Raw genomic sequence first — 18,076 nt, 5'->3', positions numbered from 1 at the left:
AAAGCCACTTGGCGCGGCCGATCAGTCGAGGTCGCATCGACCAGTCCAATGGCGCCATCAGGGTAACATTCGCTGATGCGGCAATACGGGGGGTCCCAGTCCAACGCCGATTGACAAAAGTGAAACCACTGCAGCCTATCAGCGAGGCCAGAAGTTGGAGAAGCGCCGGGCGTTAATGAAGGACTGGGCCGCATTCCTGAGCGGCGCCAGCGTGGCCGATTTGGATGACCGGAGAACAGCGTAGGGCGTCCGGTCTACCCCAAGGAGCCGACTTAGCAAAGCGCTCGCCAAATGGTCGGCTAAGGGCCGATTTTGTTGCAAAAGTCGGCTGCAATGGATTTGGCCGCTGGGCCTTTCGTTGAGCCGCGCTTTGAAGCGCTGGCCCTGACGCATTTTACGCAACTTCGACGCTACGCTACGCGATGCGCAGAGCCTGAGCCGGTGGCGGTCGTGCGACCAGCGATGCAAATCGCCTCAGATTCTGGGCGATGGCGGCTAGAACAAACTCATCCTGGGCACCTTGCGGGCCGCGCAATCGGAGCCGACCAAGCTTCAGGATGCGCTTCAAGTGTGCGAACCTCATCTCGATCTTCTTGCGCTGACGCCGAGAGAGCTCGAAGCCCTCGGTGCCAGCGAACGACCGGGCAACGTCTCGGGCATGCTCATGGATATCGCGCGGGATCTTGCGTGATGGTTCCTTTGGGCAGCACTGCGGCTTGAGCGGGCATACATCGCAGTCGAGCTTGCTTGCACGATACAGAAGGGTCTTGCCCTCGTGCACGGTACCGCTCGTCCCAAGCCGCTTACCACCCGGGCAGTGGTAAACGTCGCCGATCGGGTCATATCGAAAGTCGCTCCGCGAGAAAGTGCCATCATCCCGCTTCGACTTATCGAACACAGGGATATGTGGCGCGATGCCCTTCTCCTCGACCAGGCAGTTCAGCATTGGAGCCGCTCCGTAAGCGGTATCCCCGACAAGTCGCTCTGGCTTGAGACCGAAGCGCTCCTCGGTCCGTTCGATCATGGTTTTTGCTGCACCGACCTCGGCCTGGCGAATGGCGCGGGAAGCCTCGACATCAACGATGACGCCGAACTTCACGTCGATGAGATAGTTGTCGGAGTACGCGAAGAATGCCGGCCCCTTGTGAGCGCCGGTCCACTGCGCTGCCGGATCGGATGGCGAGACAAATTTCGGGATGACATCGCTGGCGGCTCCCCACGCCGGATCGTCGAGAGTTGCCAAATACTCCTTCACCGCGCGGCTAGACCTGGCCGGATCGCGATCCCTGCGCCAATCGTGACCTGCGATCGAGCGCTGCTTGTTCGCGTCGGCCGCAATCAGGCTCGCATCGACTGCGAATCCTTCGCCACCAACCAGACCGGCGGCAATGCATGTCTCGACAATCCGTTCGAACACGCGGCGGAGAACATCTCCATCGCGGAAGCGCTCGTTGCGGGCGCGCGAGAACGCCGAATGATCCGGGACAGCGTCCTCGATACCGAGCTTGCAGAACCAGCGATAGGCGAGGTTCACCTGCACTTCACGGCAGATCAGCCGTTCCGAGCGGATCGCAAAGACATACCCCGCGACCAGCATTCGGATCATCAGTTCCGGATCGATCGACGGGCGCCCCATCGACGAATAGTGAGATGCTAGTTCACCGCGAAGCCAGGACAGATCGAGAGCAGCATCGATCTTCCGCACCAAATGATCTTCAGGAACCGCGTCGCCAAGACAAAACTCGTAGAACAGTTGACCTTGGTCACTCTTCAGACGGCCCATCATGTATCGACCTCGCCGAGATTCGCGTCAACACAACGGAATCACGCTTCGTGACTTGTCTCAACCGACTTTTGCAACAAAATCGGCCAGAAGCGGTCCTCGGTAACGCGCTGGCAGGGTCACCTTGGGCTGCTTGGCGAACAAGGGGACTCCTGATCACTGATGCGGTTTACTCCCATCGTACTCTCGATCTTCGCATATGAAGATGCTAAAAGCGCAGACGGTCTTTCCTAGATGAGCTCGATCCATGCGTCGACTCGTAACGCGCCGCGCCTGGCTGACCAGCGGCTTCGCATTTATCCTGGCGGGGCAGGCGGCCACTGAAGAAGTCCGTCGGTGGCGCGTGGGCTACCTTGATTCCGGAAGATCCTCGGTTGGCGTCAATACTTTGAGAGGCGCGCTTCGCAAGTTGGGGTACGAGGAAGGCAGGAACCTCGTCATCGATGCGCGGGAGGCGAACGGGAAGTACGGCCTCCTACCGGCTCTCGCTGAGGAGATCGTCGCACTAAAGCCTGATGCCATTGTTGCAAACGCCACGCCGGCGATCGCAGCCGCACAGAAGGCAACGTCGACAATCCCCATCGTCATGTCGCCGGCGACAGATCCCGTTGGATCTGGTTTCGTCCTGAGCTTCACACGCCCGGGCAGAAATATAACCGGTGTTGCCAATATGTTTGGCGACACGACCACGAAGGTGCTGGATATCATCCGATCGGCCTTCCCGAATGCAAAGAAAATCGGCGTATTGACCTCAAGCAACCCTACTCATCCGCCCTTAGCCGAGCTTGCAGTACACGCAGCAGAGAAGCTTGGCATTTCAGCAACGCCGTTTTCAGCGAACAATCCTGAAGATCTGAACCAGGCGTTCGCTCAGATGAAGGCGGCATCTTGTGACGTCGTTTACGTTCTCGCGGATCCGCCGCGACCTAGCTTGCCTCAGATCGCGCTACAAACGAACTTGCCGACGGTTTTCCAAGTGAACAGTTACGTCACCAATTATGATGGATTGATGAGCTACGGCCCCGACAACACGGCCTTCTTTACAATGGCGGCCACTTACGTCGACAAGATTCTAAAAGGTGGCAGTCCGGCAAACATGCCGGTCGAGCAGCCCACAGCATTCCAGCTTGTTGTCAATCTCCGTTCTGCCAAAGCGCTGCGCATAACAATTCCGGAGCAGGTTCTACTCATGGCGGATCTCGTGATTGAATAAGCGGCGCAATTTCAGCTTCGGGTAAAAGCTGCCCTTGGCCAGCATCGCCCTAAGGTCAGCTGCGGGCCATGAACTGACTTAGGAGTAGTGGCAGCCGTTGGCGCAAAGCGGACGTTCGACCGGAGATGGACGTCCGAAAAAGCCTCCGGCAGTCAGCGGATGCCGCGGAAATGTGCGCGACCGGGCCGGTGATCGAGAACCCACAGACATCAAACAAACTCAAACCGGTGATTGAACGGCGGCGCTCAAGGGCATTGCTGATGAGATGATGGTTTATGAGCTCCCTTGATAACGCTATGGATCCATTGGGGGGAAGGGTTGCTTGATAACCGGCGGCAGCGGTGGGATCGGGCTTGCGACCGCAAAGGGCAAGCTCCTGAGACACCGAAATAAGCTGGATCGGCCAATTAAGCCATCATCCCGTAACAGCGGTGGAATAGAGGCATCCCTTAACCGCCGCTTGGAGCGATCCGCGCACAATCAATCTCCTACCTCAGGTATTCTGGTTTCCTTCCATGGATTTTTTGCGCGCTTGAGCTTCTTTGCGAGGTCTGTACCCCCTATTAGCCTTTGAAGAAGGTACTTCACCAAATCCTCGCGCTCTGATTTCTTCTTTAGCGAGTAATGCTTGATGGTGATTTCCAGGCGATCCCGCTTGGGATGGTATTCATGTTGAATGGACGGCCTTTTCGACATTGTTGACCCTCTTGGTTCGTCTAAGTCGTCGCGCAATCGAGTTCCACCGCAGAAAAGTACGCCAATTGGGGAATACGCCATGAAGTGGCATTCGGCCTAAGTATTTCATTGCAGCCGAAGTCTCCGCGACGGGAAATGAACCGATCGTCCGTCATGCATGCTTGAGTGTACGATCAACAGCCGTTCGGCACCGTGATCTAGGTTACATTTGCTTGAGCGAAGTCCTGCTACACAAGACCTGCTGAAAGAGCACCGGGGCATCGACCTTGGGCCACGCTTTGCAGTCGTCAGCGGCCACGCAGCTGAAAAGGCAAGAAATGAAATCACGGAACGTCAGGAATCTTCGCGTGCCACAGCGACTACGCGAAGAGGACCTGTCTTCTGTTCCCCTTCCTATCGCCAACTCGTGCGGAAGAGGAGGGGAGATGAACTTAGAAGCGCGGTTTGATAGCTGCGATAGGATGGAGAGAGCACGCGCTGTGTGTAGGAATTCTGCTGCTTGACTGCAGATGTCGATTGGGAGCATTTCTATCATGAACGCTAAGGTGATTTTGGTAATGCGGCACGCCGAAAAGTCGGACGATCCGCTTGATCCCGACCTCACTCCCGCCGGTAATGCTCGCGCGCAACGGCTGGCTCAATACATCCCAGCGACTTTCGGAAAGCCGATGTGGCTATTTGCAACCGCTGGTTCAAAGCACAGTCGGCGTCCAATTCAGACGCTGGAGCCTCTTGCCAGGCAGTGTCACCTGACAATTGATGAAACCTACGCCGATCAGGACTACGGCGCGCTGGCTCACCACCTTCGCAAGAGTGATGCTTTTGATGGGGCGCTCGTCGTAGTCTGTTGGCATCACGGAAATGTCCCGCCAATGATGCATGCGCTGAAGGCACCGGCGGACGATTATCCGGACCCTTGGAAACGCGATGTTTTCGATCTCATTCTTCAAGTCAAGTTTGTGAAGGATCGGGAAATGCCCGAGGTTACGAAAGTGCGGGAGCCGTTCTGACGTTGTGCCTGAAGGTCGCTGGTCGAAACTTGCTTTGCGCGAGCCGGAATCGGAACCGTCTGTTTGGCGCCGACGCCGGTGAGTGAAAGTCAGATCGACCGTCGCGATGAACAATTTCGAGAGGAAACAATGGGTCGGTTGCCGAAGGAGCGAACAGCTATTCTGGTGACAGGAGCGTTTTTTCTGGCGGCTTTGGCTGCGGCGGTTGTGCCGGCTCCCTTGCGCGCCGCGCCGCCCGGATACGAGATCCAGAGTTTTCCAGTGCTGGAAGCGCTCCAGTCGGAGGGCCGATCGCTTTCAGCGGACAGCGGGGAATGGATGAAGAAGTGGAGGGGAATGAACCTCGAGGATAGCGCCAGCTATACATTCAAGGAGCTGTCCGGTTCGACGTCGATCAATATGAAGATCGAGAAGATCGATGCGTCGGATCCGAAGGGCTATAAGTCGCGCGGGTCCTTCGTCCCACGGAACAGTTCCGCCAATCCCGACGTCGAGATAGCGACTTTCAATCTCAGTGCGATCCTTGGCTACGACCAGATATATCGCCCCGCCGCGCGCTACGAGCTTGGTCCGATCGCGAGCCAAACGTTCAAAACCCTTATCGGAAAGTACAACATTCACGGTTCCGCACGGTTGGCCAACAAGGCCCGAATATTGAAGGCCATACAATCCGGGTCCTCCTTGAAGGGATGTGTCAAGGCCAAGAAGGACGAAACGAGCGTCGCGTTCGACGCGATCGCCAACACCCACGCCGCGTCAAATGGCGCGCCGAACGCCGGTCACCCAATCGTTCAGTTCCTGCAGGCGGCGAATGAGAAGCCGATGGCAGGCAGGAGCTTGACTTTGAAAACCGGCTATGACGGCGACGAACTCGAGCTCGCGCGGGAGTATTCGGTTATCATGACGATCGACGCCGTCACCCAGCAGTGGGACCGGTACAGCGGTGGCAACGTGGCGATCCGGAAAGACGATCAAGGCCGCGCCCATTTCTACATGACTGATAACGGCGGCGCCGATATCAGCGACAGTTGGAACGCGCGGAATCTGACCTGGTTCAGCCGCTTCGATCGCGGCGTCATCCAGAAACTGGCCGATCTGAAACGATTCCTTGACACCCCCGCGACCGGCTATCTCGGATATTCCGATCCTGAAGTCTTCGTCACTGACCTTGGTCTCTATTCCCAGAACAGCGCGGCTATCAATGTTCAACGGCTCAGAAGGAACCTAGGGTTTGTGCTGGACTATGTTCGAACTACCGAAACCAAGTTCGGCGATAAAGCCTACTTCGACTGAGTCTGCGAGCTGCAATGAAATGGTGCAGCTGATCGTATTCGCCCGCGGCAAAGTGCTCCGCTCTCACGGCTCGCAACTCGTGACTTTGACTGTTTGGTTCGAGAAGTGGGCCTGCAGATCCAAATCGAGCTTCAGGCCGCCTTTCAGGCATGCTTGATGCAGCTTGGTCGCAAGGTCCTTCAGATTCCTGCGGATGTTGGCGTAATCGTCGGCGGTAAAAACCAGCTCTCGGACGAAGAAGTCCTTCGTTTCAGCCGAATCGGCAGCAGCGTCAAGTTGCTGAAGAAGCAGGTAGGTCTTTGGATCAATGTGCGCAATACGACCGGCCAGGCCGACCTGATTTGCAACATTCTCCTTTGCGACCCCGCAGTCGTTGTCTTTCAGGAGCATCTTCTTGAGCTGAACAGCTCCGAGTTTCGCTGCCTCTTCGGGCGTCAAGTCCTTGCTCAACTTCAGCTTGGGGCTGCCATCCGCGTCCAGATCCGCAGCGTCGATGTAATAATAGGTCGTAAGATAGTGGATGTTGCCGAAGCGATCCTGCTGGTTCATCAGCGTGTCGATCACGATCAAGTCCGCGGCATCCTTGAGCTGCACCATCTTCTGAACGTTTTCGGTTGTGAAACCTCGTCCCACCAACGTACTGATGTCCACGTTGCGGGCCAGCATTTGCACGACCGGGTTCTTGTCGCGGAAGTTCAACGCGCGGCCTACGTTGTTGGCGCCGCCGTTGAAGAACTCCTTATAGAAGCTCTCATGCTTTGGATTTTCGCTCAGGGCGCCATACGATTGGGTGAAGTCGTCGGTCAACAGGAAATCCCGCCTCTTGCCGTTCGCGCCTGCTGTCAATTGCGCCATCAGGCTTGCCCAAGTCTGATGAATAAGGCTGTTCGAGGGGCTCTCCGCCAGAGCCGCGCGACCGAGGGCAATATGATTTTGCAGGTCAAACGTGCGCAGAACGGCCGGAGGTACGTCGGCGATGCCACCAAGCATGCGCGACAGATGGTAGTAGCCGAGGATGGATGCAGTGTAGCTGCAGCTGGAGCTCAGCTTGTATTTGGCTATCTTGTGGGCGCCGGCAGTGTCGCAACGAGCGGCCTCGACCTGTTGGGGAGTGCCTCCTTGAGGGAGTGAATAGAGGTCAAGACCCGGATTCGTGCTATTGAGTTTCGGACAAGCAGCGGAATTCTTATGCTCATCGATATTGCAAAGCCGAATCTCGATCTCGACGTCCTTGTCGAAATATCTCCCCGCAGCGAGATGCTTGGGAACGACGCAAATCTCGGTATTTCTGCCCGGCACCGGAATCTGCGTGGTCTGTTCGCCGCGCGTAGGGTCGACGGATAAGCCGGCATAGGCGTATGCCGGAGCCAGGAACTGCAGCGGCAGCAGTAGAAGCTGAGTGAAACGCAGAGGTCTCATCGCGTGTCGTCCCGGTCTCGCGTGGCACGTGCAGGAAAACCCGCTGGAGCGAGCTCTCCGATTGGTTTGCATTCGCAACGTCCATCCGCTGCGCCTATCGCGGCGACCAGCTCCAGTTCAGAGCGGAGCGCCTGCAGCGAGAATTGGTTCGCTTTCCGCGACTCCTTTGCATGTTTGCGATGCGCACATGGAAAAAGTTCCTGGAAGCCTCAATGGTATTGCGGACAAACGCGAGCCGCGTCTTGCTCAGAAATTTGCAGTTCTGGATCCGTGAATCGTACGAAATTCGCGACTTCGTCATGCTCTTTTGGATAACGAATCTTAGGCGGGATCACGCTATCCCAATATTCGGCCGCTTTGCGAGAATCCCATCCCGCTGGAGCGCAAAATTGAGCGAGGGACGCGGCCGAGATGAAACCGGAAGCGTGCAGGCCATACCAGCAATGGACGTACATCGCACCCTTGCCTTGAGTGATGATCTCATGGAGCTTGATGAACACCGTTTTCAAGGCCGCGCGGTTGTCCCACTGGTGATAGTCATATTGGAGCGAATTAGCAGCGCAGCTGACATTCTCGGTTCCGTTCCATCCGGTTCGATACGCGTACACCGCCTGCGAGAAGCCGGCTTTGCAAAGTGCCTGAAGAGACTGATTTTGGAGCGGTCGGCGTGGACCGTCGACACCAGCGCGGGAACCTTCCGTGCCGCCGCGATATAGCACCCCGGGCATGACGACTCGAAAATGCGTGAGTCCTACTCCGTTCCCGACTGGAAACAGCTTCTCTTTCTTCATATCGGCGTCGTCGGTTCCCGCAGGCTGCGCAACAGCGCTCACTGCAACTGACAGTCCCAATAGCAGAACCGAACAAAATCCTGGGAGTTTGGACATGGCGTCTCCTCACCGAAGATAGTCAGTCTTGATGTCGCGGCGGACTTTGCTTCCCTCCTGAAAGCGAGAAGAGCGAGGTGGCTCCAGCGCCTCCTGGGCAGTTAGGCAGATCTCGCTGGTCTGCAACGTTAGAGCAGCCTGCGGCCAAAGGTTGTGAACCACTTCACATGGCCGGAAAATGCGATTGAGCTAAACTTGCTATCTCACGTGAAGGCCGCTTGGTGCGGACGTTCATAGGTTTGGCGAGGACTGGACATGCCAGCAAAGCCCAATTTGCCGACGCCCGATTTCACCTTCGATGCCGACCAGCCCGGCGCATGTATCGCTGGCGTACGGCCGTATCGCAATGGATCCTACCGTCTCGACGCCGAGACGATCTCAAATAAATTCTTCGTCCATAATTACGGGCATGGCGGTGCCGGTATTACGTTGAGCTGGGGCTGCGCCTCCAAGGTGCGGGATATCGTCAGAAGCCATCTTGTTGGCTCGCCCGATACAAAAGTGGCCGTCCTGGGTGCAGGGGTGATGGGCCTCACCGCCGCCACTCTGCTTGCCGATCTTGGTCTGACGGTCACGATCTATTCGGACCGCCCGCCGCTGGAGACCACGTCATCCAAGGCCGGCGGCCAGTGGGCCGTGTCGGTTGTGGAATTCGCGGGCAAGAAACAGGAACTCACGGACATCATTAAGTTCGCATACACGACCTTCAAGGCTAGCATCGGCCAGGGCTTTGGCGTCAACGAGCGGCCGAACTATTCGGCCACGCCGTCGCATAATCTGGATGTCGTGATCCAGCTGGCACCCGGTCTCATCAAGCCAAGGGAGTCGCTTCCAAGGGAGCCGTTCGAGGGCCATACCAAGCCTGGCTTCGTTTACCAGACCTTGCTGATCGAACCGCGGATCTTTCTTGCGAAGCTCGAAGCGGAGCTGCGGGCGCGCGGCGTTACATCTGTGAACAAGAAATTCGTGAACAAGTCGGATATCATCGCCTCGGTGCCGGAAACGATAGTTATCAATTGTACCGGGCTCGGGTCGATGACGTTGATGAGCGATCCGAAAATGGTCCCAATCAAGGGGCAGTTGGCGATGTTGCCCCCGCAGCCCGCGTTGCAATATTTGTATGGTCAGGACGGATACATGTTCCCGCGCGCCGATCACGTCGTCATCGGCGGGACGTTCGAGGTAGGTGTGAACAATGAGACGGCAGACAAATCCGTGTGCCAGGGTCTCGTCAGTCACATCGCCTCCCAGTTTGGCAAGGCGTCGGCGGGGCCCCTTCCGGATATCCATATCCACAACCCGGACCACGCGCCGATCGTCAATCCGCAGATTCCGGAGGTCTGAGATTTCTCCAACTTAGGGTGACGATCATCGGCCGTGCTTGCCGCCACTGAACCCCGAGTAACCTCGGTCCATTGAGCGCCACGCAAAGGTCCGCCTGGAAGCAAACTGCGACCCAGGGAAGCGTAGCTTCGGGGCGCAAGCGGGCATCCGGCAGACGGGCCAGTTCTGCTTTGGGTCAAAAGCCGGCATCTGGGCGCTCTAAGATCTTCGTCTGGTTCCAACCCAAAAGCCGACCACTCCGCGCTCCGTGGTTGAGAGACGCTGCTTCGCGACCTGATCGTGGATTTCAACCGTAGCTATCAAGCTGAGCCGCAAAAGAGCGAACGCAAACAAAGCGATTTGGAGGATGGAGTATCCGTGGTGCAGGATCGATGCGATCATTCGCTGTCCATAATCCTTTCGATTGCAGAAACTCACTCTGAGTCCGGCCAGGCTTCCGCACCATTCGGCGCTTCTTGGCCACGTGGCAGCTTGCTTCGGCATTTCACTCCTGCAGACCTGCGATCGTTGCGACGGACCGCTTCTTCGTGCAGTCGACGCTCGACATACGCTTCTATGCTGCGCCATGTAATCTTGCGAGACGAGCCTTCTAAGTAGCTTTCCAGCATGCGCGCATTCAAAAGCTCATAAGTTTTTGCCCGTCCGATTTTCAAAACTGTCATCGTTTCCTGAACGGTAGCGACGAGGGCCGGTCGAGCATGAACCAAGAAGTCGGTGACGTTTTCGGAGGTTTTCTTCATAGAATGTGCCTCTTCACTTTGGGATGACGAGAACCCGAGTCATGCTCAGTACCGCAAGCCCTGGGGCCCCTCTCGCACTTGACGAAAGCGGGTTGTGTTTTGGTTGCCTGTCGACAAGCCTCGCAAACTCCCCATCTAGAGTGGTTATGAAGTTGAAGTTGCTACCGTACGGCAGGAGCTGGCATCCAAATTATGTGCGCCGAATTCCAATCTCAACGACACGACCGTTTTCCGATTTGACCTCGGGGTTGATTGGCGTCGGATCCATTGCGCGTTCAAGGGAGATCGCAGCGAGCACTGCTTCCAAATGCGCTATAGTTTCCCTGGCGGGGCGTACCCGCTCTTTTGAAAGTTGGCGTAACTCTGCTGGCGCCGGAGCCCAACGATAGTTGTAGCCCTGGCCGCACTCGCCGCGGTGCCAGCGTTTGATGGCTTCGGCGATTGCCCATGGAGGAACATCTTCAAGCGCGACGAGATAAGCCTCTGCGCGCGCGCGGCCTGCTTCGGAAGTGCCATTCGGAATTGGATACGCCAGTAGAAGATTTCCGACTAATGCGAGCCGTGCCCTCCGATTTTCCGTTCCGTTGTCGGCTTCTGAAGCCGCGCGCAACTCGGCAATCTTTCGGCGAATGCAGAGACGCTGGTCATCCGTCAATGTTAATCTTCCCGAGAGGTATGTCCGAGTGGCTAGTCCCGGGTACTTGACTGTTCCCAGCGATATCCGACGCCAAGCCAGACATTCCGGCGAGGAAATCAGCCCCAGAATGTCGACGGGGCGAACCGTAAGTTCGTTGGCCATTATTGTTTGCCGCTGGCTGATCGAGCCAACGCTCCTGATTGAGCCATGTTGCCGGATTGCAAAATGGTCGGTCGTCGGATTTATTCGCGTAATCGTTCAACGCCGGAAACAGCGCGTCCGGCGTGACCTTGTGTGAGGCTTTGTCGAGGGCTTTCATGGCGTCGGCCTTGCCGACCTTGTTCGGAAACGCCGCCCAGAACCGCTCGCGATCGGCTTCGGTCCAAGGAACAGCTAACGCGCCGGCGCGCGGCCTTTCTTTTCTTTGCGTTTGGATTCTAGAATCTAAATTCTGCCCTTTAGCTTCTGGGCTCTGGGCTTTATCCAGGGGGTTAACCTCGGTCTTGAGCTTGGGGTTACCGCCAGTCTTGCCGTTAGCCTTATCCCGCTCGGCCTTTTCATCGTCACGTTTCATGCGACGCGAAAAAATTGTTCCGTCGTCGGCGCGGCTGAAAACGCCCGCCGCCTCAAGCTCAATTAAGAGCGCCGTGGTTTCCCGAAGAGTTGCCCCGCACAAGCTGGCAAGTTGCTTAGCGCCAATGGTGTTGCCGTTGATGAGCAAGGAGCCTCGCGGGTCGGCCTCGTGCATTATCGCCAGCATTTCGATCCACAAGCCGCGCGCCGCAAGCGAGCACATGCGCAGGGCGGGATCGGCGCGCCAATCACCCGGGTAGAACTTCAACCAAACCAATTTGCGCGCGTCCGGCTTGGTCATGGCTAGCCGCGCTGAGATTTGCGCGCTTCGATCCAGTCGAGGATCTCGTCCAACGCCCAGCCGACCCGGTGGTCGCCAATCTTAATACGTCGCGGGAATCGGCCGGCTTTTTCCAGCCGCCAAATGTGCATGTCCGAAAACGGGAGAAGGCGGCGGCGCTCGGCTGAGCCGATGATCCGGCCACTTGCCGTCTCGTCCTTCATTTCTGTCTCACCCTGTTGGCTAAGGTGAGAGCAAGTTATCCGACGATATGAGGTTTAATGACCGGCATTGACCGGTAATGACCGAAAAGACCAAAGTCGATTACCGGTCAGCGTCCCTTGGCTGCGGCAAGCGCTTCTTTAGCCAGGATCTGCAGCGTACTTCGAGCCGGCTCCTTGCCTGTCGTTCTATAACAAAAGTCGCGAACCAGACGCTCTACGTCGGCTCGGGATTGCCACCCGGTTTCTCCCCCACGTTCAGGTAAGCCTTTCGATTTTATAGCACGCCGAACTTCGCCGTTGATCTGATCTTGATCGTAGAATGGTTGACGGCCGGGAGTGTTGACCTTTGCGTCGACTAGCTTGGCATGGACGCTACACAAGGAACGCCCGTCGTGCGCTAAGGCAGTGCCTTTTTCCCAGTCGGTAACTCTGTAGTACGACCACTGGTCTGCGGGGATGGGAATAAATTGCGCTCGAAAATCGTCCATTCGAGCGAAGAGGACAATTCCGCCCGACGAAACCCTCCTGTTAAAGGCGTCGTTCATCTTGTCCCAGATTTCGCCCACGGTCTTGTGCAAGAACGCCGCCGCGAACGCATGCGGCGGCAATGTCTCGCTCTTATTCAAGAAATCCCAAGGCGTTCCCTCAAAGACTGAGCCGTCCCAGAACAAGAATTTTAAGGTTTGATCACTTAGGCCGAGTTCTGCTTTGAGCGGCGCAAATCGCGATGTAAATCGCAGCTGAATCAGGTGAGTCCCATTTTCTAGTTCGTGTTTCCAGAAGGATTCATACACCGCCCGACGCAGCGGAATCCAATCGGCGTTGGCAATCTTTTCGCTATTTTCTTCCTGCGAGCTCATACCGCGAGAACTACCTTACCGTCCATTCAGCCCAACGAGTTGCGATTTTAGCAAAGCAGAATCCAGAAAACGAGGGTTCGAATTTTGATAGCAGCAGGAGCTGGGCGCATCGGCATCACTGGAAGCCTCTACAATCCAGTTCAGCCTCATAGGTTGTTGCGCTGCACTCTTTACCAATCTCTGGGACCGGGCAAGCTCATCCAGCTCGGCGCCGCGATTTGATGACTGTAATTGGCGGTGTAATCGGTCCGCGATCCGATCATTCAGACCGAAAAGCTAGGCCGCATAGTTCCACATCGGTGGACGGTAGGAGGCACATCGCGACCTCCATCTTGTAGCTCCATGCGCTTCTCGCTTGGTGGACAACGCGCTCGCGGTTGCCTGACTAGTTGAAGTCAATGTCTATGCGCACTTTGTCCGGAGTGACGCCGGCGTCCCTCGCGATGTTGTTGCGATGGGAATCGATTCGATCGCGCAACGATGGTGCATCGGAGGGATTTTCTGCCAAGGTCGAAGCGTTCGCAACGGCGCCATCGGCGACCTCGGCTTCTTCGATCGTCACGTCGTCCGCCTCAATGGAACCCGGCAGTTGATACTTCTGCCAAATGTCGTGATCCAAGTGAGGTGAAAGATCCTTACTTCCAGCCGCGAGCTGGTCTAGCACGTACTGCTTCACGATCTCTGAGGGGATCAGAAACGCCACCAGGCGCTTGGGCGCAACGCGGATGACTGCGAGCACGAATGTGTAGCTGAGCGCCACCTCCAGTCGGTCCGGTATGCCGTTCGCACGAACATCCTTCTCCGTAAAGACCATTGGAAGCTGGGGCAGGTTGCAAGTCCGGACCTGAACGCTGCTGCCGTCCGAGAGACGCTTCACTGTCGCTTTGTGATGGGCATCTGCCACATGGCCCACGATCTTGTGGCCGGCCTCAGCCATCAGACGGAGACCGCCTTCCACCATTAGTTCTTTTGCTATTGCCATCGGTATACCTTTTGGTTGGTCAAGTCCAGTATCGGTATCGTACCAAAAGAATTATCGGTGTCAACAAGCAATGCCTACCGATGGCCGCGGTGCCCGTTAGCGCTGCAGCTAACGAGTCAGTGCCATTCTCAAAAGGGCTCCGCACGTCATAGGGCCTGATTGGGCATCCGGGACGTGCGTACTCCGGGGCGTGATTCTCGGGTGTCTCATTCACCTGAGGCAGAAAGCGCAAAAGGCAGAATTGCTTAGCGTGAGACACTGAATCCGTAGTCATCCTTCGCGAAGAGCGCTCGTAACCAAGCGGCTTTCGGCGGCCGGATGCGTCTCCACTTCGCAACGCGACCCACAGCCGGACTCCGACCGACGTTTTGGCTTTCCTTGACAATTGAAGCCAGGCTGAAGCCACTGGCGCCCGAAGCGGTAATAGCGGGGTCGGCGTCACATCTTTCCAGCCTTGGCCGGGCAGGCCGGTCAGCAAGCAGGCTATGGCAAGGGCGCGAGACACCGCCCGACTCATGATCGAGATGAGACAGGGCGCGTATGAGACACCCGAGCCTTCGTACCGCGGCGACATCTAACCGAACAGCAACCCGGCAGGTAGCCCGCAACAAACCTGCTGGGTTTTGGCAACAGGAGACCACAACGGGCCATACCAAGCGGCGGCATCGGCAATATGGCGGTTCGGCGACACCCGCGAGAAGAACTGACCTCCGATCTCCGCGATCCCTGGTCCAGGGGCGGGGCAGCCATGGCCACGGCACCGGGACAAGCTCAACAGCTCGCCTCTGGCCTCTGCCAGCTCCTCACCGCAGGAGTGAGACAGTGAGTCAGCTCGCTGACACAGGGTTTCAAGTGTCTCACCCACTCTGCGGAAAAGTATCGGTATCAGAATTGCTTAGCGTGAGACACTGAAGCTGAAAGGTGAGACACCTGGGCTTCTGTACGAGGTAGCGCCGCGACCCAAGCCTCCAACAGCGTACCGCATCAGCTGGGGCCCTGTTCTTGCCTACTGGTCCGCCTCTTCCTCGTCGTGGCGGAAGGGGAGCACAATGGAGGAGTGCTCGGAGCAGTGCGCCGCATGCCATCAGCACAGCAAATATGCCAAGCGCATTGCGACTGCCACGCGATCGCGCGGCGATTGGCGTGATCCGCTTCGTGTACTCGGAGGCCGCCCGGCGCCCTGTCCCGGCTGCCTATCTCATCTTGCGGAAGAACCAGGCCAAATCCGCCAATAATCCAAAGCTGAACTGAAAGCCCACAGGTGGGCGCGGCGGCTTTGCTTCAGAGGAAAGATTGCACCTGGGACAAGGTCAAAGGGTCACCCGCTGCGCCGCAGCCGCAGGCGTGCGGACCATCCCAAGGGCGGTCGGGGTGGTCTTCGCATACCCAGCCGGTGTCTTCGCAAGCGACGCAGTTCATCGGTCAGCCTTCGGCGCATCCTCGGCCTCGGGTGCACCCGCGCGTCGACCAGAACCTCGGTGATCGCCTCGCGAAGGCTGTCCCGATCGAGAATGCGGATGAGCCGGTCGATGGTCTCCGCCGCGTCTCGCTCGCGCGTGAGGTAGTCGGCCAATGCCATCATGGCGAGGTCGTAGCTCTGCTCGATCTGCTCAGCGGGCTTCAGGCGGCCCATCACAAGTCCTCCCGCAGGCCCTTGAAGAATGGATGCCGGACCTTCCCCACGGCCGACTTGCCCCGATACTCGACCTCGGCAAGCAGCGTCGGCTCCACCCAGACACCCTTGTGCGCGACGCGCTTGGCATAGGGCTGCGTCTTCCTGATCAGCGGCTTCAGCCGCTTGCGCAGCTCGGCCTCCGTCGACTTGTCGAAGCCGTGGTCGACCTTGCCGGCATAGATCAGGTCCTCGCCCTTGCGCCGTCCGAGGAAGATGCCGTCCCACTTGTTGCCGTCGAGTGCGAAGCCGGCGATGGCGAGGGTCTCCCGGTGAGCGCAGGTGGTTTTGACCCAATAGTTTCCGCGCCCGCCGACATAGGGCGAGTCCGCGATCTTGGAAACGATGCCCTCCAGCCCGGCTTGGCAGGCGCGCCGGTACAGCTCGGCGCCACCGATCTCGAAGTGCTCGCTGTATTGGATGGGCGTATTCTCGATCAGTGCCTGAAGGGCCTTCTTACGCTCCTCCAGCGGCTCCCTGCGAAGCTCCCGGCCTTTGACGTAGAGCAGGTCGAATGCCATCATGACGATGTTCTGGGCGCTGCCTCTGAGGCTGTTCTGAAGCTGCGAGAAGTCCGTCTTGCCGTCTTCGCCGGGCACGACGATCTCGCCGTCAATGATGGCGGAGTTGGCCTTAATCAGGACCGCATCCTGCGCGACCTTCCGAAACTGCCTCGTCCAATCGTACCCGCGTCGCGTGAAGACCTTGATGCTCTCGCCAGTGATGTGGAGCTGGGCTCGGTAGCCGTCATACTTGATCTCGTGGAGCCAACGGTCGCCTTGTGGCACCCGGTCGACCTGCTCGGCGAGCAGAGGCTCAATGAAGCCAGGGTAGGGCGTCTTGACCCCGATCGACACGATCTTTTTGCGCTGGAACGCCACTGACACACTCCACGCCAGGTCACGAACTCAGAGTTCCAGGTCGAGCAGCTTCTTTTAGAGGCAGCGCCAGTTGGACGGCAAAGGGACGGATCGCGTTTGCCTCGATAAAGGCCCGCAGCGCGGGGCTGATCTCGACGCCCCGGTCGAGGGCGCGCGCGGCGAGCTCGTCCGCGATCTCGCTGGTCGCATCACGAGACCAGCCCTCGATCGCGTTCAACGCAACGATCCGGACCGGATAGGCATACTGACCCGAGATCAGGTCGCTGATGATGGTCTCGAAGTCAGTGTCCTGCTCGTCAGTCTCGCGCCAGGAGCAGCCGGCGCCTGCGCCGAAGTCCTCCAGGACCAAGTAAATCTCCCGGTCGAGACGATCCAGCGGCACGATCGACGGCGAATGACGCATGACGCAACTCCAACTCATAGAGGAGCAATGGCGCGGCTGGTTCCGGCCAATCGCTGCGCCTCTTTGCGGCCGGCACCAGCCAAGCGGTCACAGCGAGCAGGCTCGGAAAGAGCGCGGAGGCAGCCTCACCCAGCGATAAACCAGCACTCTCCGCAGTGCTGGCAAACCTGACAGTCGGAGGCGAATACGGACAGTACCGCCGCCGGTGGTCGCCAAACTAGGCCACTCGGGATTTCAAAGTAGGCGACTGGACCCTCCCGTAGTTGTACTGGCTCCAACTACCATTGCGCGAACCTACCTCTGGACTCCCGCACGATGAGCGCCTCTGTCAATTGTGGCTGTGGATCGACTGAGCTCGCGGCGACGCCGGCAATTATAACCCTCAGCGTTCGTCAAGCGACCCGCGAGAAGCACGGCCAGCCTCACTCTTTTCCTGCCAAAAGCCCATGAAGTGACTCAGGTGGCTCATGAGGTTTGTGAAAGGGTCCTAGGTACTCTGCCAGCCGGCGCAACCCTACCGCCTTGCCATTCAGGCGAGCCGCTTCATAATCCTGCAAATTCGGTGTGCACGCCCATCCCTCGCACTGGTCGGCAAGATGTTCCATCTGCGAGCTCGATAGCAAGCCTAGTGTGCCTGCCGGAGGCACAGCGAAGAAATCAATCAGGCGAAGTGCGTCCGCCCTCGCGATAGGGTTCTCCGGCGCGCCCCCTCGATCAATGATGACCTTCCAGACGTCTGGGAGTTTCCACATTCGGCATCGACGTTCCTTTGGCCTCTTCCAGGGCGCCATCTCTGATGATCGTGAGCTTAGACTTCAACTGGGTGATTTCGTCGGCTGACGAGCTTGCCGCAATCTTCTTCGTAATCTGAGCATACCGATCCGCGCATAGCTGGATGTAATACTCGGGCTCAAATTTCCTGACCACCAAAAACCCCGCCAGCACAGTGGGTGATGCCGATCAGGGCGGCTCAGATCGGTGCTTCTCATTTGTTCAGGTTCACGCCCATCTGGCAGGTAGTCAGCTTCCCTTCGATCTTCGAGTCCTCCTCGCACCTTGAACGAAAATTTCCTGGAAGGTCACGCCTAGCAGTCTGCTGAAAAACCCCCTCGCCAGGGAGGGGACTTGATGATTCACTTTATCATCTCGAATCGGCGGAGACGATCATGCGCGGCAGGT

At 57.7% G+C, this 18,076-nt stretch carries 16 protein-coding genes; 4 read left to right on the top strand and 12 right to left on the bottom strand.

The annotated features are described in order from the left end of the window. Positions 1–415: 415 nt before the first annotated feature. Positions 416–1,786 (bottom strand): transposase, encoded by a 1,371-nt coding sequence (locus ABIB06_RS38360; protein ID WP_354070377.1) that lies wholly within the window; start codon positions 1,784–1,786, stop codon positions 416–418. A 244-nt stretch (positions 1,787–2,030) separates the two neighbouring features. On the opposite strand from ABIB06_RS38360, the gene ABIB06_RS38355 reads away from it, so the two are divergent. The 3 genes from ABIB06_RS38355 to ABIB06_RS38345 all read left to right on the top strand — a co-directional run bounded on the left by ABIB06_RS38355 (position 2,031) and on the right by ABIB06_RS38345 (position 5,995). Further along, positions 2,031–2,996, top strand: coding sequence for an ABC transporter substrate-binding protein (locus ABIB06_RS38355; protein WP_354070375.1), 966 nt, complete (start codon positions 2,031–2,033; stop codon positions 2,994–2,996). A gap of 1,229 nt (positions 2,997–4,225) precedes the next feature. Then, the gene (locus ABIB06_RS38350; RefSeq protein WP_354070373.1) at positions 4,226–4,702 is read left to right on the top strand and encodes a histidine phosphatase family protein; all 477 of its coding nucleotides are present in this window, start codon (positions 4,226–4,228) and stop codon (positions 4,700–4,702) included. A 63-nt stretch (positions 4,703–4,765) separates the two neighbouring features. Next, positions 4,766–5,995 carry a hypothetical protein gene (locus ABIB06_RS38345; protein WP_354070371.1) on the top strand — a complete coding sequence of 410 codons (1,230 nt, stop codon included), beginning with the start codon at positions 4,766–4,768 and terminating at the stop codon, positions 5,993–5,995. A 63-nt stretch (positions 5,996–6,058) separates the two neighbouring features. Here ABIB06_RS38345 and ABIB06_RS38340 read toward each other — a convergent pair whose 3' ends face one another. Both ABIB06_RS38340 and ABIB06_RS38335 read right to left on the bottom strand, forming a co-directional pair. Then, on the bottom strand, positions 6,059–7,414 hold the full coding sequence (locus ABIB06_RS38340; protein WP_354125701.1) for a hypothetical protein: 1,356 nt from the start codon (positions 7,412–7,414) through the stop codon (positions 6,059–6,061). A 209-nt stretch (positions 7,415–7,623) separates the two neighbouring features. Then, positions 7,624–8,301: a hypothetical protein gene (locus ABIB06_RS38335; protein WP_354070367.1), complete on the bottom strand. Its 678-nt coding sequence runs from the start codon at positions 8,299–8,301 to the stop codon at positions 7,624–7,626. 255 nt (positions 8,302–8,556) lie between these two features. On the opposite strand from ABIB06_RS38335, the gene ABIB06_RS38330 reads away from it, so the two are divergent. Then, positions 8,557–9,645, top strand: a complete 1,089-nt coding sequence (locus ABIB06_RS38330) for an FAD-dependent oxidoreductase (RefSeq protein WP_354070365.1) — start codon at positions 8,557–8,559, stop codon at positions 9,643–9,645. A gap of 413 nt (positions 9,646–10,058) precedes the next feature. On the opposite strand, the gene ABIB06_RS38325 is transcribed toward ABIB06_RS38330, so the two are convergent. From ABIB06_RS38325 to ABIB06_RS38285, 9 genes are all read right to left on the bottom strand, one after another. Beyond that, on the bottom strand, positions 10,059–10,385 hold the full coding sequence (locus tag ABIB06_RS38325; RefSeq protein WP_354070363.1) for a hypothetical protein: 327 nt from the start codon (positions 10,383–10,385) through the stop codon (positions 10,059–10,061). Positions 10,386–10,575: 190 nt separating this feature from the next. Beyond that, positions 10,576–11,040: a hypothetical protein gene (locus ABIB06_RS38320; protein ID WP_354070361.1), complete on the bottom strand. Its 465-nt coding sequence runs from the start codon at positions 11,038–11,040 to the stop codon at positions 10,576–10,578. Next, a complete protein-coding gene (locus tag ABIB06_RS38315) occupies positions 11,030–11,896 on the bottom strand; it encodes an LvrA C-terminal domain-related protein (protein ID WP_354070359.1) in 867 nt (288 codons plus the stop codon). Before ABIB06_RS38315 ends, ABIB06_RS38320 begins: the two co-directional genes overlap by 11 nt. A gap of 2 nt (positions 11,897–11,898) precedes the next feature. Then, positions 11,899–12,099 (bottom strand): helix-turn-helix transcriptional regulator, encoded by a 201-nt coding sequence (locus tag ABIB06_RS38310; RefSeq protein WP_354070357.1) that lies wholly within the window; start codon positions 12,097–12,099, stop codon positions 11,899–11,901. A 107-nt stretch (positions 12,100–12,206) separates the two neighbouring features. Continuing rightward, on the bottom strand, positions 12,207–12,959 hold the full coding sequence (locus tag ABIB06_RS38305; protein WP_354070355.1) for a hypothetical protein: 753 nt from the start codon (positions 12,957–12,959) through the stop codon (positions 12,207–12,209). A gap of 385 nt (positions 12,960–13,344) precedes the next feature. Beyond that, on the bottom strand, positions 13,345–13,941 hold the full coding sequence (locus ABIB06_RS38300) for a hypothetical protein (RefSeq protein ID WP_354070353.1): 597 nt from the start codon (positions 13,939–13,941) through the stop codon (positions 13,345–13,347). A gap of 1,318 nt (positions 13,942–15,259) precedes the next feature. Next, a complete protein-coding gene (locus ABIB06_RS38295) occupies positions 15,260–15,574 on the bottom strand; it encodes a hypothetical protein (protein WP_354070405.1) in 315 nt (104 codons plus the stop codon). Then, the gene (gene ligD, locus ABIB06_RS38290) at positions 15,574–16,494 is read right to left on the bottom strand and encodes a non-homologous end-joining DNA ligase (RefSeq protein WP_354070407.1); all 921 of its coding nucleotides are present in this window, start codon (positions 16,492–16,494) and stop codon (positions 15,574–15,576) included. The genes ABIB06_RS38295 and ligD overlap by 1 nt, the downstream gene beginning before the upstream one ends. 19 nt (positions 16,495–16,513) lie before the next feature. After that, entirely contained in the window at positions 16,514–16,897 is a 384-nt protein-coding gene (locus ABIB06_RS38285; protein ID WP_354070409.1) for a hypothetical protein, read from the bottom strand. Positions 16,898–18,076 lie beyond the last annotated feature (1,179 nt).

Origin of the sequence: Bradyrhizobium sp. LB8.2, assembly GCF_040548035.1 — a bacterium.
In the GTDB taxonomy this organism is placed as follows: domain Bacteria; phylum Pseudomonadota; class Alphaproteobacteria; order Rhizobiales; family Xanthobacteraceae; genus Bradyrhizobium.
The sequence above is the reverse complement of the archived record's forward strand: the minus strand, read 5'-3'. Positions and strand labels throughout refer to the sequence as shown.